Annotated in this window: 11 protein-coding genes; 5 read left to right on the plus strand and 6 right to left on the minus strand. The window is 34.9% G+C overall.

The genetic code is table 11. From position 1 onward, the window contains the following. Nucleotides 1-220 precede the first annotated feature (220 nt). Entirely contained in the window at nt 221-1,153 is a 933-nt protein-coding gene (locus JNUCC83_RS08205) for an ABC transporter ATP-binding protein (protein WP_454459560.1), read from the plus strand. Then, nucleotides 1,154-1,933, plus strand: a complete 780-nt coding sequence (locus JNUCC83_RS08210; protein WP_454459561.1) for a DUF2705 family protein — start codon at nt 1,154-1,156, stop codon at nt 1,931-1,933. It abuts the gene before it with no gap. Nucleotides 1,934-1,954: 21 nt separating this feature from the next. On the opposite strand, the gene JNUCC83_RS08215 is transcribed toward JNUCC83_RS08210, so the two are convergent. The 6 genes from JNUCC83_RS08215 to JNUCC83_RS08240 form a co-directional block, all read right to left on the minus strand. Next, nucleotides 1,955-2,818: a sensor histidine kinase gene (locus JNUCC83_RS08215; protein ID WP_454459562.1), complete on the minus strand. Its 864-nt coding sequence runs from the start codon at nt 2,816-2,818 to the stop codon at nt 1,955-1,957. A gap of 43 nt (nt 2,819-2,861) precedes the next feature. Next, the gene (locus tag JNUCC83_RS08220; protein ID WP_454459563.1) at nt 2,862-3,539 is read right to left on the minus strand and encodes a response regulator transcription factor; all 678 of its coding nucleotides are present in this window, start codon (nt 3,537-3,539) and stop codon (nt 2,862-2,864) included. Nucleotides 3,540-3,643: 104 nt separating this feature from the next. Then, nucleotides 3,644-7,294 (minus strand): DNA-directed RNA polymerase subunit beta', encoded by a 3,651-nt coding sequence (rpoC, locus tag JNUCC83_RS08225; protein ID WP_454459564.1) that lies wholly within the window; start codon nt 7,292-7,294, stop codon nt 3,644-3,646. 45 nt (nt 7,295-7,339) lie between these two features. After that, nucleotides 7,340-10,915: a DNA-directed RNA polymerase subunit beta gene (gene rpoB, locus JNUCC83_RS08230; protein ID WP_454459565.1), complete on the minus strand. Its 3,576-nt coding sequence runs from the start codon at nt 10,913-10,915 to the stop codon at nt 7,340-7,342. 707 nt (nt 10,916-11,622) lie between these two features. Beyond that, nucleotides 11,623-12,225, minus strand: coding sequence for a class I SAM-dependent methyltransferase (locus JNUCC83_RS08235; RefSeq protein ID WP_454459566.1), 603 nt, complete (start codon nt 12,223-12,225; stop codon nt 11,623-11,625). Nucleotides 12,226-12,228: 3 nt separating this feature from the next. After that, nucleotides 12,229-12,792 carry an SGNH/GDSL hydrolase family protein gene (locus JNUCC83_RS08240; RefSeq protein ID WP_454459567.1) on the minus strand — a complete coding sequence of 188 codons (564 nt, stop codon included), beginning with the start codon at nt 12,790-12,792 and terminating at the stop codon, nt 12,229-12,231. Between the two features lie 91 nt (nt 12,793-12,883). Between JNUCC83_RS08240 and JNUCC83_RS08245 the strand changes: the two genes are divergently transcribed. The 3 genes from JNUCC83_RS08245 to guaA all read left to right on the plus strand — a co-directional run bounded on the left by JNUCC83_RS08245 (nt 12,884) and on the right by guaA (nt 15,950). After that, nucleotides 12,884-13,426 carry an acyl-CoA thioesterase gene (locus tag JNUCC83_RS08245; RefSeq protein WP_454459568.1) on the plus strand — a complete coding sequence of 181 codons (543 nt, stop codon included), beginning with the start codon at nt 12,884-12,886 and terminating at the stop codon, nt 13,424-13,426. 12 nt (nt 13,427-13,438) lie between these two features. Further along, nucleotides 13,439-14,362 carry a type I pantothenate kinase gene (gene coaA, locus JNUCC83_RS08250; protein WP_454459569.1) on the plus strand — a complete coding sequence of 308 codons (924 nt, stop codon included), beginning with the start codon at nt 13,439-13,441 and terminating at the stop codon, nt 14,360-14,362. 61 nt (nt 14,363-14,423) lie between these two features. Then, nucleotides 14,424-15,950, plus strand: coding sequence for a glutamine-hydrolyzing GMP synthase (gene guaA / locus JNUCC83_RS08255; protein WP_454461350.1), 1,527 nt, complete (start codon nt 14,424-14,426; stop codon nt 15,948-15,950). The last annotated feature ends 1 nt before the right edge of the window (nt 15,951 follow it).

The following is a 15,951-nucleotide window of genomic DNA, read 5'->3' on the forward strand; positions in this document are numbered from 1 at the left end:
CCCTTTCTTTATGATAGCTTACTATACTCAAATTTTAAATATAAATAATACATTTTATGAACAAAAAACAAGTTATTTATACTGTTATTATTTTTCAAATTAAAATAGATAAATAGAATATGTTAAAACAATTAAGAATTAATTAATAATTAACTTAAGATTTCGTTTATTAATACACAGTATATTAAATGTATAAATAAAAACAGAGGAGACACATACCATGGAAAATATTCTAGGATTAAAAAATATTTCAAAATCATTTAAACAATATAATGTTCTACATGACGTAAACTTAACTATCAAAAAAGGAGATATCTACGGCTTAATAGGAAAGAATGGTGCAGGTAAAACCACACTACTAAAAATTATTACTAGCCTATCAAAACAAAGCTCTGGAACGATTCAATTATTTGGATCAAATACACATAAAGATTTTATTAACTCTTTAAAACGCACAGGGAGTGTTATTGAAACACCTGTTGCATATGATAACCTCAGTGCTAAAGAAAATCTAATTTATTATAGTAAATTACGAGGAGTAGTTGATGAAAAAGACATTGAGGATACTTTAAAATTAGTTGATTTATCTGATGTTGGCAATAAAAAGTTTAAACACTTCTCTCTTGGTATGAAGCAAAAATTGGGCATAGCCATTGCTTTATTAAGTAAACCAGATTTTTTAATTTTAGATGAACCGATTAATGGTCTTGATCCAATAGCTATCGTTGAATTTAGAGAATTACTAAAAAAATTAAATACCGAATTAAATATTACGATTCTTATATCAAGTCATATACTTACAGAGCTTTATCATGTGGCTAACAGATTTGGTATTTTAAATAATGGTACTTTGGTAGAAGAAATTACTAAAGAAGAATTTGAGAAAATGTCTCAAACAATGATAACCTTACAAGTAGCAGACACAGCAAAAGTGACATCAATATTACACGAACATTTGGTACATGATTTTAAAACCATTTCATCTTCAGAAATCAATATTTATGAGCCAAAAATAGACGTATCAGAATTAATCCCTATTTTGATTAAGGAAAAAGTAAAAATTAATGGGATTTATAAAACAGGAATTGATTTAGAAAATCATTTTCGAGATTTAGTTGATGGTACAGTTTTAACAAATAAGGAGGGAAAATAGATGATTGCAACATTCAAAGCAGACTTCTATCGATTATTTAAAACAAAAGGATTTTGGTTATCACAATTATTTATTATTGGTTTTATATTTATTTCAATAGCCAGTCAAAGCGTTGGACAAGTCGGCGTAAACCTCGAAGAATCAACACAAGAAACAGCCGCTCAATATGCTATGAAATGGACCGGCATTATATCTGTACAAGCAGTGACATCTATGATGACGATGTTTTTCTATGCTATGTTACCAATGCTTGTTATTATTATCGGTCATGATTTTTCAAAGAAAACATATAAAAATATTTTAACTGTGGGCGTATCTAGAACAAAATACTTTTTATCTCAATACATATCATTTGCTATTATGATTTTCTTACAAGTTATCTATATTTATCTAGCTTCGTTTCTAACAGGTACTCTTTTTTATGGTGTAGGAAGTGGCTTTAATCAAAAACAGCTACTCAACTGGCTCATGACTGCTAGTGTTCAATTCATCATGATAATGGCTATTTTAACTATCAGTTGTTTTGTCACATATTTAACAAAAAATAATGTATTGTCAATCTTAACAGCGATTATACTTCCAATTATTCTAACTCTGTTAGGTTTTATGTTTAAAAATGCCGAGTGGGTCAGTCTTTTCGACTTCCAAAATACTTTAGGTGATACAGAATTTATCTTAAGTAGATCTAATGAACTTTATCAGAGTATTTTGGTAGCTCTTAGTACGATTTTGGTTTTTCTTATGTTAACTATTTATCAATTCAATAAAAGTGAACTATAAATAGAAACAACTCTTTTCAACTTAGGAAAGAGTTGTTTTTTTATATAAGGGTAAGCTTATTAACAATTCAAAATACTTTTTATTCCCACTAGCTTCTGCTGTCCCTCCAAGAAGAGTCGATAGTTCCTTAATAATATATAAACCCAACCCTGAATTTTTATTAACTCTTGATAAATCTTCGGTATAAAATCGTTCAAATAACTTCTCATAATTTGAAACAACTTGCTCAGTAGCATTTGAAAATACTAGATTAACAGCTTCTCCACTTTTGGATAACTTAATAGATCCCTTATCTATGCCATGATTCAATATATTTCCAATTGCATTATCTATAATTCGACTAAGTATGTCTTTATCACTAATGATATGTACATTTTTTTCAATCATAATATCTAATTCAATGGACTGCTTTTTAAATGCTTCATAATAAGTAATTATCTTTGATTCTAATAAAGATGATAGATTAATCTCATCTAATTCAACATCAACCCTATCTTCCACCAAACGATTATATGTCAGTAAATCATCTAATTTCTTTTCAACATCAGTCAAATTTATAGAAATCTTTTTTACCAAATTTTCCTGTTTAGCATCTACTTGTTTTCTTAAAATTTGAGTATAACCACTAGCCACAGTTAATGGGGTTCTTATATCATGAGAGATATTGTTGATAGATATATCAAATTGTTTTTGACTTTTCACAAGTTGCTGATGATTTCTTTTATTTTGTTCAATTAACTGATTAATTTGTTTCACTAACATTATGATGAATGGATTTTTGCTTGTTGATTCAATGACTAGATTACTTTGGATAGAATTAATATAGTCTAAACGTTCTGTTACTTTTAATAGCATGATATGGATATAAATTAAATAACCAAACACGCCTATACTTATTACTATAAAAACATAAATCATTTTATTCTCCTTAATCAGCCAATTTTATACCAATTCCCCAAATTGTATCAATATAATTATTATCTGCATCCAATTTTTTTATTTTTTTTCGTAAATTACTTATATGCACGTTTATGGTATTTTCATCACCAAAATATAATTCATCCCAAACTGCATTATAAATGTCTTCTTTTGTATAAATTTTGTTTGGATATAGAAATAATAACTTTAATATTTCCGCTTCTTTTCTTGATAAATCAATTTGTTTATTGTTATTCTTCAACTTAAAAGCTTGTACATCTAATTCAATGTTCTTATAATACATATTTTCGCTACTATCCTGAATCATCTGAGTACTTTTTCTTAACTGAACATTAATTCTAGCTAGCAATTCATCTACATCAAATGGTTTAGTCAAATAATCATCTGCTCCATTGAGCAACGTTTCGCTAATTAATTTTTTATCATCCAAAGCTGTTAAAACAATAACTGGTATTTGGCTATCTATTCTAATTTTTTTTAATACATCTTGACCATTCATACCTGGTAACATCATGTCTAATATAACTAAATTTAGTTGTTTTATTTCCAATAATAATAGTCCTTCTGTTCCTGAATAAGCCACTTCTACTTCATAATTAATTGCCAACATCTCTTGTAATAGTTGACTAATTTCACTATCATCCTCAATTATTAATATACGTTTCATGAACTTCTCCCTAAGATAAATGAGAACTTTATAAAGTTCTTTTATAAAAGAATTTTATACTAAAAACTAGCATAAGTCTATTCAACTTATGCTAGTAATACATTTTATTCTTGATTTTTTAACGCTTCTGCAGCAGCCATTTGTGCTTCAATATCACTGATACTATACACATTTTCACTTGCTACACCCACTTCTTTTGGTTCCATGTTACGGTATTTTGCCATACCAGTACCAGCTGGAATGATTTTACCAATGATAACATTTTCTTTCAATCCAAGTAAGTGGTCTTTTTTACCTCTAATCGCAGCATCAGTCAAGACACGAGTTGTTTCCTGGAATGATGCAGCAGATAAGAAACTGTTTGTTTCAAGTGAGGCTTTTGTAATACCTAACAAGACCGGACGTCCAGTTGCAGGTGTTCCACCAGAAACAAGTGTGTTGTAGTTACGGTCTTTAAATTCACTAATATCAACTAGTGTACCTGGTAAGATATCTGAATCACCTGGATCCATGACTCTTACTTTACGTAGCATTTGACGAACCATAACCTCAACGTGTTTATCTCCGATTTCTACCCCTTGCATACGGTAAACTTTTTGTACTTCTTTAAGCAGATAATTTTCAACAGCTAAGACATCTTTGACTGTTAATAATTGTTTTGGATCAATTGATCCTTCTGTTAACGGAGTACCACGGTCAATAATATCACCTTCAGCAACTTTCATACGAGAAGTATAAGGAACAGAATAAGTTCTAGTATCTGTTGTTCCCTTAACAACCACTTCTTTTGTACGATCCGCTTGATCCTCAGTAATTTCAACAACTTCTCCAGCTACTTCAGAAATAACGGCTTGTCCTTTAGGATTACGTGCTTCAAAAATCTCTTGTATACGAGGTAAACCTTGAGTGATATCATCTCCGGCAACCCCACCCGTATGGAATGTACGCATGGTTAACTGAGTACCAGGCTCACCGATTGATTGGGCTGCAATTGTACCAACTGCTTCTCCAACTTCAACTTCAGAACCAGTCGCTAAGTTACGACCATAACAATGTTTACATACACCATGTTTTGTATTACATGTAAAGACTGAACGAATCGTAATTTGTTCAATACCCGCATCAACAATTTGTCGCGCGATATCTTCTGTAATAATTTCATTTGCACCAACAATAACTTCTTTTGTTTCGGGATGAATCACTGATTTACGAGTGTAACGACCAAGCATACGCTCTTCTAGAGTTTCAATGACTTCATTTCCTTCTTTCATCACTGTAATGTCTAGACCTCTGTCAGTACCACAATCCGTTTCACGAATGATAACATCTTGAGCCACGTCAACTAAACGACGAGTTAAGTAACCTGAATCGGCTGTCTTAAGGGCTGTATCGGTCATACCTTTACGAGCACCGTGAGTCGAGATAAACATTTCTAAGACAGTTAACCCTTCACGGAAGTTAGATACGATAGGTAACTCCATAATACGACCATTAGGAGCGGCCATAAGTCCACGCATACCAGCTAACTGAGTAAAGTTGGAGATGTTACCACGAGCTCCAGAATCACTCATCATGAAGATTGGGTTACGTGCGTCTAAACTTTCCATCAGTTTTTCTTGGATAGCATCTTTCGTTGCGTTCCAAATACCAATAACTCGCTCATAACGCTCATCATCTGTAATTAAACCACGACGGAATTGTTTTGTTACTTTTTCTACTTGGTCATGTGCTTCTTCAATCATTGCTTGTTTTTCATGTAAAACAACGATATCAGCAATCCCTACAGTCATACCTGCATAAGTAGAGTGTTTGTATCCTAAGTCTTTCATTCTATCTAACATTTTAGATGTTTCAGTAATTTTGAAACGTTTGAAGACTTCAGCGATAATATTACCAAGATTTTTCTTCTTGAATGGTCCAATTTCTGGTTGTTCTTTGATAAATGCAGGAATATCTGCTCCGGCTTCAACAAAGTATTTATCAGGTGTTTGAACTGTCAAGTTATAATCAGTTGGTTCATTTAAGTAAGGGAATTCTGGTGGCATAATCTCATTAAAGATTGCTTTACCAACAGTTGTTGTTAAAATGCGTTCGCGTTGCCACTCTGTAAATGGTTTCTCAGGCATTGAGCTTGTTTGTAAACCAATACGAGTATGTAAGTGGACACAACCGTTTCTCCATGCTAAAACAACTTCGTCTAAGTCACGGAAAATCATTCCTTCACCAATTTGTCCTGGTTCCTCCATTGTTAAGTAGTAGTTACCAAGGACCATATCTTGAGATGGTGTAACAACTGGTTTACCATCTTTTGGATTAAGGATATTTTGAGCAGCAAGCATTAACATGCGTGCTTCAGCTTGAGCTTCTTCGTTTAATGGAACGTGAACCGCCATTTGGTCCCCATCAAAATCGGCATTATACGCCTCACATACTAATGGGTGAAGACGAATCGCGCGTCCTTCAACTAAAACTGGCTCAAACGCTTGGATACCAAGTCTATGTAGAGTAGGTGCTCGGTTAAGTAACACAGGATGTTCTTTAATCACATCTTCTAATACATCCCAAACAGCGTCTTCTTGACGTTCGATTTGGCGTTTTGCATTTTTAATGTTGCTTGCAATTTCACGCTTAACTAATTCATGCATCACAAATGGTTTAAATAATTCAATTGCCATCTCTTTTGGCAACCCACATTGATACATTTTTAAGAAAGGTCCAACAACGATAACTGAACGGCCTGAGTAGTCAACACGTTTACCTAATAAGTTTTGACGGAAACGACCTTGTTTCCCTTTCAACATATGAGATAACGATTTAAGTGGACGGTTACCGGGTCCAGTTACTGGACGGCCACGACGACCATTATCGATTAACGCATCTACCGCTTCTTGAAGCATACGTTTTTCATTTTGAACGATAATTCCTGGTGCATTTAAGTCTAATAAACGTTTCAAACGGTTATTACGATTAATAACACGACGGTATAAGTCGTTCAAATCACTTGTTGCAAAACGTCCACCTTCTAATTGAACCATCGGACGTAAATCTGGTGGGATAATTGGTACAACGTCCATTACCATCCAGTCAGGATCATTTCCTGATGTACGGAATGCTTCTAAGATATCTAAACGACGAATAGCACGCGTTCTTTTTTGTCCAGACGCTTTTTTCAATTCTTCTTTTAATTCAGCGACTTCTTTTTCTAAATCAACTTGTTCTAATAAACGTTTGATTGCTTCAGCACCCATACCAGCTTTAAATGCTTGGCCATATTGCTGACGTTTTTCACGGTATTCACGTTCAGTTAGAAGTTGTTTTAATTCTAAGTTAGTATCACCTGGATCTGTTACCACATAAGAAGCAAAATAAATGATTTCTTCTAATGCTCTAGGACTCATATCTAATACAAGACCCATACGACTAGGAATTCCTTTAAAATACCAAATATGTGTTACTGGAGCTGCAAGTTCGATATGACCCATACGTTCACGACGAACTTTAGAACGTGTTACCTCAACCCCACAGCGGTCACAAACGATTCCCTTATAACGGATACGTTTATATTTACCACAAGCACATTCCCAGTCCTTAGTAGGACCAAAAATACGCTCACAGAAAAGACCATCACGTTCTGGTTTTAAAGTACGGTAGTTTATTGTCTCTGGTTTTTTCACTTCACCATATGACCAGCTTCTAATTTTTTCAGAAGAAGCTAGTCCAATTTGCATACTTTCAAATTTATTTACATCGATCAAAAGATGTCCCTCCGTTTCTTTGTCTGTCAGAATAATTCAGCTGGATTATTCTTCGTTTTCTTGTGCATCTTTCAACGATTGTTCTGCCAATGCTTTTTCTTCTTGCTCTTTAGCATATTTTGCTAGTGCATCAACAGTAATCAAATCATCGTCCTCATCATCCATGTCACGTAGTTCAATCTCTTGATCCTCAGCATCCAATACTCGCATGTCTAATCCTAAAGCTTGTAACTCTTTAACAAGTACGCGGAATGATTCAGGAACACCTGGTTTTTGAATTGGTTCACCTTTAACGATAGATTCATAAGTTTTCACACGACCAACCACGTCATCTGATTTGTACGTCAAGATTTCTTGTAGAGTATAAGCCGCACCGTAAGCTTCAAGTGCCCAAACCTCCATCTCACCAAAACGTTGTCCACCAAATTGTGCTTTACCACCAAGTGGTTGTTGTGTAACTAATGAGTATGGTCCAATAGAACGAGCATGTAACTTGTCATCAACCATGTGAGCTAGTTTCAACATGTACATCACACCAACAGAAATACGATTATCAAATGGTTCACCTGTACGTCCATCATAAAGAACTGTTTTAGCATCACGAGCTAGTCCTGCTTCTTCAACAGTGCTCCATACATCTTCTTCATTGGCCCCATCAAATACTGGTGTTGCAACATGAATATTCAATGAACGAGCTGCCATACCTAAATGCAACTCTAATACTTGCCCAATGTTCATACGAGAAGGTACCCCTAATGGGTTTAACATGATATCAACTGGTGTTCCATCAGGTAAGAATGGCATATCTTCTTCTGGCATAATACGAGATACTACCCCTTTATTACCATGACGACCGGCCATTTTGTCCCCTTCATGAATTTTACGTTTTTGAACGATATACACACGAACTAACATGTTAACACCTGGAGATAACTCATCTCCGCCTTCACGAGTAAAGATTTTCACATCATGAACAATACCGCCACCACCATGTGGCACACGTAGAGATGTATCACGAACTTCACGCGCTTTCTCTCCGAAGATTGCGTGTAATAGACGTTCTTCTGCTGATAACTCTGTTACCCCTTTAGGAGTGACTTTACCAACAAGTAAATCACCATCTTTTACTTCAGCACCAATACGGATAATACCCATTTCGTCTAAGTTTTTAAGTGCATCTTCCCCAACGTTTGGCAATTCACGTGTAATTTCTTCAGGTCCTAATTTTGTGTCACGTGCTTCTGATTCATATTCTTCAATATGGACAGATGTGTACACATCATCTTTCACTAATCGACGACTCATGATAATCGCATCTTCGTAGTTGTAACCTTCCCACGTCATAAATGCGACTAAAACGTTTTGTCCTAATGCCATTTCCCCTTCTTCCATAGAAGAACCATCAGCTAATGTATCGCCTTTTTCAACGATTTCACCTTTTCTAACGATAGGGCGTTGGTTATAACTTGTACCTGCATTTGAACGGTGGAACTTAATCACATTATATTTATCTAAAGCACCGTCATTACGACGAACACGTACTTCACGCGCATCAACGTATTCAACGACACCATCATGTTTACATAAAAGTGCTGCTCCTGAATCATGGGCAGCTTTGTATTCCATACCAGTCCCAACAAGTGGAGAACGTGGTTGAATCAAAGGTACTGCCTGACGTTGCATGTTCGCTCCCATAAGTGCACGGTTAGAGTCATCGTTCTCCAAGAAAGGAATACACGCTGTCGCTACCGCAACTACTTGTTTAGGAGAAACGTCCATGTAGTCAACTTTATCAACTGATACTTCCAAGTTTTCACTTTGGATACGAGCCATTACGACATCTTCAGCAAATGTTCCATCTTCATTTAATGGAGAGTTCGCTTGCGCTACCATGTAATGATCTTCCTCGTCAGCTGTTAAGTAATCAATATGTTCTGTTACACGTTTTGTTTCACGATCCACACGACGATATGGTGTTTCGATAAAACCGTATTTATTTACTTTCGCATAACTTGACAAACTATTGATTAACCCAATATTTGGTCCCTCAGGTGTTTCAATCGGACACATACGGCCATAATGTGAGTAATGCACGTCACGTACTTCATATCCGGCACGGTCACGTGTTAACCCACCAGGCCCTAAGGCTGATAGACGACGTTTGTGTGTCAACTCTCCTAATGGGTTTGTTTGGTCCATGAATTGTGATAACTGAGAAGAACCAAAGAATTCTTTCATTGAAGCCACAACTGGACGAATATTAATCAATTGTTGTGGTGTCAATGTTTCAGTGTCTTGAATAGACATTCTTTCACGAACCACACGTTCCATACGAGATAACCCAATACGGAATTGATTTTGTAATAATTCACCAACTGAACGGATACGACGGTTTCCTAAATGGTCAATATCATCTACTTTACCGATATCTTCCATTAAGTTTAAGAAGTAGCTGATTGTAGCCACAATATCCGCCGGACGAATTGTGCGTACATCTGCATCAAGTTGTCCATTACCAATCACGTTTACTACACGTTCTGGGTCTTTTGGAGACAATACTTTAATCACTTGAACAGTCATAGGTTCAGTTACCACACCATCTTCACTTGGATAGTATGTTTCGTTGTTTAAACCATTGTCTAAATGTTTTTCTAATTCATCCATGACTGAATGTGTAATAACTGTTCCTTTTTCTACAAGAATCTCGCCTGTTTCAGGATCAACTAACGTTTCAGCCAACGTTTGATTTAATAAACGTGTTTTAAGACTTAACTTCTTATTTACTTTATAACGACCAACTGCTGCTAAATCATAGCGTTTTGGATCAAAGAAACGAGAATTTAATAAGTTTCTTGAACTTTCAGCTGTTTTCGGCTCACCTGGACGAAGTCTTTCATAAACATCTTTCAATGCTTCTTCTGTACGAGAATCGCTAGAATTTTTATGAATATCTTTTTCGATTGTTAACTGTAAGCTGTCACTTTCACCAAAAATTTCTGTAATTGTCGTATCAGAACCAAATCCTAGTGCTCTAACTAATACAGTTAAAGGAATTTTTCTTGTTCTATCAATACGAGCATAAGAAAGATTTTTAGCGTCTGTTTCAAGCTCTAACCATGCACCACGGTTAGGAATAACAGTTGTTCCAAATCCCTCATGTCCATTTTTTTCTTTTTTCTCATTGAAATAAACTCCGGGTGATCTTACTAACTGTGATACCACTACACGCTCAGCACCATTGATAATAAATGTTCCCATCTCTGTCATTAATGGGAAATCGCCAAAGAACACTTCTTGTGACTTAATCTCTCCAGTCACTTGATTATCCAAACGTAATGTTACGTGGATAGGAGCTGAGTAGTTAGCATCATGTGCACGTGCTTCCTCAACTGTATACTTTGGTTCTTTCATTTCATAATCGACAAATTCTAATGATAATTTATCACTAAAATCTGTAATCGGCATAATGTCCTCAAACATTTCGCGCAAACCTTCATCTAAAAACCACTTGTAAGAATCAGTTTGAATTTCAATTAAGTTTGGCAATTCTAGTACTTCACTAATCCTAGAATAGCTACGTCTTTCTCGGTGTTTTCCGTATTTAACTACGTGTCCAACCAAATTAGTCACCCCTCTGAGTTTTTTCAAAAATACCTTATGTTACAAATGTTAAAAATACTTAACAATTTTATTACTGATCTGTTTTAAAGTAAAAAAAAACCAAAAATAGACGGTGAACATATCTCGATATGGTCGATCTATCTTTGTTTTCCTATAAAATAAAGGCGTATGGACAATATTTCATCGCCTTCAACATTCAAAACATAAAGGTTTCTGCAACTAATCATTCTACCGTATAACCTTTTATATGTCAACACAAAAACACAACAAAAAAAGCTAGAATTTCTTCTAGCCTCTCCCCCATAAAACAATCCATCATAACAAACTAACCCGTAACTTATTTTTCCCCTACAAAAAATAATTACATGAGTTAATTAATCTGGACTGGCGTTCCAAGCATTATCATTTTTATTCCCCTAAATAAACAAAAGATAAGCCAATTAATGTTATTTTGTTTTCATTATATTTGAACTTAGTACTTATATTCCCTTACCCATACTTGTACTATGTGTTACAACACGTGTTCTAACTTACTAGACCAAAATATCTTATAAGACTTATAATAAACCATCTCTAAACGGAACTGCCTCTTTATTATAATGATTTTTTTATCTTTTTTTATCCCACTTTTTTCCTATGCATATGCAAACCGTTCGTTTAATCATTTTTGAATAACTGTTTTCACACAACAAAGTTCGTATTTTACTTTATAAACGATAACTTTTAAAAATATAATACCCTTTTGAACTTGTTACAACTTCAACTTGTCCATAGACTTCTTCCATTTTTTTCTTTGCACTTGGTGCTCCCTGTTTTTTCTGAATAACAATCGTTAACGTCCCATTTGGTTGTAAATGTTCTTTCGCACCTTCGATGATAGCATGAACAATTTTTTTACCAGCACGTATCGGCGGATTACTCACTACAGCGGCAAAATCTTTTTTAGTCACGGAATCATAAACACTCGATTCATATATATCAACATTTTCTACATGGTTTAATTTTGCATTTTCTTGAGCTAATTCTAGCGCTCGTTCATTGACATCTACCATATGTACACAACGTTTAGTTGAATCTGCTAAAGATAAACCAATTGGTCCATATCCACAGCCAACATCTAAAATGGCTCCATCCGGTAAATCACTATCAGAAAACGCCTCTATCAATACACGCGACCCAAAGTCAACAGTATCTCTGGAAAAAACATTGCTATCTGTTATAAATTGGTAATTTTTTTCTAATAAGGGAAACGTCCATGTCTTTCTATCATGTTCTGTCTCCGGTTTATTTGTATAGTAATGGGCACTCATTTTTCACACTCTTTCTTTAATTGTTTCTACTATTAATTTCGCTAATAAATTATAACCATCATCTGAAAAATGCAATCCGTCAGATTGTAAATACTTCGTTGGCGCTTCTGATGCAATCATTTCACCTAGTATATCGATATAGTTTACATCAAATAAAGAAGCCACTCGTTGAGCTGCATTATTGTACTGCATTAAGTTAACTAATGGTCGCTCGTGTTGATACATCATTTGGTGAGCATAAGGTGGCCCAATAAGCACCACTTTTTTAGGACCAATCTGTTCAACTAAATAAGATAGATTATCTTCATATTGCATTAATGAAATACCTGAAAGCTTTTCAGCGTCATTAGCACCAAAGAAAATAGTGACAATATCTGGCTCATAAGATACAACATGGTCTTTAAAACGACTAATTGCACCTTTTGTCGTATCACCAGGAATACCTGCATTGATTATTTCAACTTTTTTATTCAATAAACTCATCATTTTAGTGTTTAAGATAGTATCAATCTCACCATTTTTGTATCCAGCAGTAATGCTATCACCAAATAGAATTATTTTTTTCATCTTTCAAACCTCATTTCATTATCTCAGCGTTTATCTATGATATAATCAGTTAGACTTTATAATATCATACCACGAAAAAGGAGTTTTTAACGTGTTTGTACCACTACCAAATGAAAAAAAATGCAAAGAATCCTATGCTACCCAAACGCATCGTGTGTTTCCAAATGATTTAAACTCATTCGGTGCTTTATTCGGAGGTAAATTAATGTCATTGATTGATGACACCGCATCTATCGCTGTTTCTCGTCATTGCCGTATACCAACAATGACCGCTTCAACAGACAGTCTAGATTTCTTGCATCCTATTTACGAAAATGATGCTGTCGCTGTTGAGGCATATGTTTCTGGTACAGGTAAAAAATCAATGGAAGTGTTTGTTAAGGTAACTGGAGAAGTCCTAGAAACAGGGCAACATTATCTAGCTGCGACATGTTTCATGACGTTTGTCGTTGTTAAAACCGATAATAATTTTACGAGTGTACCAAAGATTATTCCTGAAACAACTGAAGAAAAAATGATTCATAAAGGTTATAATAAAAGACGTGAAAATAGACTAAGAGAATTATCATTTAACAAAGAATTAGGTAATTACATTTCTAAGCAACTACCTAATTTGATTGAAGATGATAAGTAGAGGTTATAACATATGGATGAAAAAACAAATTTTTATCATTTAACCAGAGATGAGTGGCAAGGCTTTTATCGTAATGGCACAGCTCCATTGACGGATGAAGAACTGCAACAAATTAAAAGTTATAACGACACCATCTCTCTTCAAGACGTTCAAGATATATATATCCCTTTGACTCATTTAATAAACATATATATGAAGGAATACGAATCACTCCATCTCAGTAAAGGATTATTTATGCAAAAATTCTTGCCTTCTTCTCCGTTTATCATAGGGGTTGCAGGTAGTGTGGCCGTTGGAAAAAGCACGACAGCTCGTTTACTACAAATGATGCTCTCTCGTATTTTTAAACGACGTCACGTACAACTCATTACAACTGATGGGTTTCTTTACTCGACAGAAGAACTAACCAAGCGAGGTATTTTAAATAAAAAAGGATTTCCTGAAAGTTACGATATGGAAAAGTTATTATCTTTTCTAAATGCTGTAAAAAATGGTGGAGATAATTTAAAAATACCTATTTATTCTCATGAAATTTATGATATTATTCCAGGAGAATTTGAAACAATTTCGCAACCCGATATCTTGATAGTTGAAGGGATAAATGTTCTTCAATTACCAGCTAATCAACACATTTATATCAGTGATTTCTTTGACTTTTCAGTCTATGTAGATGCTGACCCGAAACTCATTGAAAGTTGGTATTTAAAACGCTTTGAAGATTTATTGGTTCTTGCAAAAAATGATAAAACTAATTATTATTATGAATATGCTAATGGTCCGCGTGAAGATGCATTAGCTATGGCTCGTCGTGTGTGGAAAGATGTCAATCTAAAAAACCTCAATGAGTTCATTTTGCCAACTCGTAGTCGTGCAGATGTTATCCTGCACAAAGCACAGAATCACGAGATTGATGAAATTTATTTGCGTAAGTTTTAATAATATTAATATATAGAAAGAAAAGGTGAAGTAAGTGACGAAAGTATCTGAACTTAAAGATATGGAAAAGATTATAGTGTTGGACTTTGGTAGCCAATATAACCAACTAATTACACGTCGTATTCGTGAATTAGGAGTATTCTCAGAATTATTAAGCCACAAAATTACTGCTGAAGAGATTAAAAAAATCGCACCAAAAGGAATTATTTTTTCAGGTGGACCAAATAGCGTCTATGATGATGGTAGTTTCAATATCGATCCAGAAATTTTTGAATTAGGTATTCCTATTTTAGGGATTTGCTATGGTATGCAATTAATGACCCACAAATTAGGTGGTGTTGTGTCTGAAGCTAATAGCCGTGAATATGGTAAGGCAATGCTATCTTTAACAACTGAATCAACATTGTTTGACTCTTTACCTGAAGAACAACAAGTATGGATGAGTCATGGTGACTTAGTTACTGAAGTTCCTGAAGGTTTCACTGTAACAGCTACAAGTGAAAACTGTCCAATCTCTGCTATGGAAAACCATGCGAAAAAAATGTATGCTGTTCAATTCCATCCAGAAGTTCGTCACTCAATCAATGGTAATGACATGCTTCGTCAATTTGCTTTTGACATCTGTGGATGTAAAGGTGATTGGTCAATGGGTAGCTTTATCGACATCGAAATCGCTAAAATCCGTGAACAAGTTGGCGATAAAAAAGTCTTACTTGCTTTATCAGGCGGGGTTGACTCAAGTGTTGTTGGGGTATTATTACAACGCGCGATTGGGGATCAATTAACATGTATCTTTGTTGACCATGGTTTATTACGTAAAGGTGAAGCAGACCAAGTAATGGAAAGTTTAGGTGGAAAATTTGGCTTAAACATCATTAAAGTGGATGCAAAAGATCGTTTCTTAGATAAATTAAAAGGTGTTTCTGATCCTGAACAAAAACGTAAAATCATTGGTAACGAGTTTATCTACTTATTTGATGATGAAGCAGCAAAACTTGATGGGATTGAATTCTTAGCTCAAGGTACACTTTACACAGACGTTATCGAAAGTGGAACTGATACTGCCGAAGTCATTAAATCACATCATAATGTTGGTGGACTTCCTGAAGATATGGCGTTCAAATTAATTGAACCATTAAACACATTATTTAAAGATGAAGTTCGTGCATTAGGAACTGAACTTGGAATGCCAGACTCAATCGTATGGCGTCAACCATTCCCAGGACCTGGATTAGGTATCCGTGTCTTAGGTGAAATCACTGAAGAAAAATTAGAAATCGTGCGCGAAAGTGACGCTATCTTACGCGAAGAAATCGCAAATGCTGGTTTAGATCGTGACATTTGGCAATACTTTACTGTTTTACCAGGCATCCGTTCTGTTGGGGTTATGGGAGACGGTCGTACGTACGACTACACTATCGGTATCCGTGCGATTACATCAATCGATGGTATGACTGCTGACTTTGCTCGTATTGATTGGGACTTACTACAAAAAATCTCAGTTCGTATCGTAAACGAAGTCGATCACGTTAACCGTATCGTGTATGATATTACAAGTAAACCACCTGCAACAGTAGAGTGGGAATAAA

The sequence above is a fragment of the Vagococcus sp. JNUCC 83 genome (assembly GCF_053667615.1).

Excerpts from the sequence above, each read along its gene's own strand:
- JNUCC83_RS08205 (WP_454459560.1), top strand. The coding sequence starts at position 221 with ATGGAAAATATTCTAGGATTAAAAAATATTTCAAAATCATTTAAACAA.
- JNUCC83_RS08210 (WP_454459561.1), top strand. The coding sequence starts at position 1,154 with ATGATTGCAACATTCAAAGCAGACTTCTATCGATTATTTAAAACAAAA.
- JNUCC83_RS08220 (WP_454459563.1), bottom strand. The coding sequence starts at position 3,539 with ATGAAACGTATATTAATAATTGAGGATGATAGTGAAATTAGTCAACTA.
- JNUCC83_RS08235 (WP_454459566.1), bottom strand. The coding sequence starts at position 12,225 with ATGAGTGCCCATTACTATACAAATAAACCGGAGACAGAACATGATAGA.
- JNUCC83_RS08240 (WP_454459567.1), bottom strand. The coding sequence starts at position 12,792 with ATGAAAAAAATAATTCTATTTGGTGATAGCATTACTGCTGGATACAAA.
- coaA (WP_454459569.1), top strand. The coding sequence starts at position 13,439 with ATGGATGAAAAAACAAATTTTTATCATTTAACCAGAGATGAGTGGCAA.
- guaA (WP_454461350.1), top strand. The coding sequence starts at position 14,424 with ATGGAAAAGATTATAGTGTTGGACTTTGGTAGCCAATATAACCAACTA.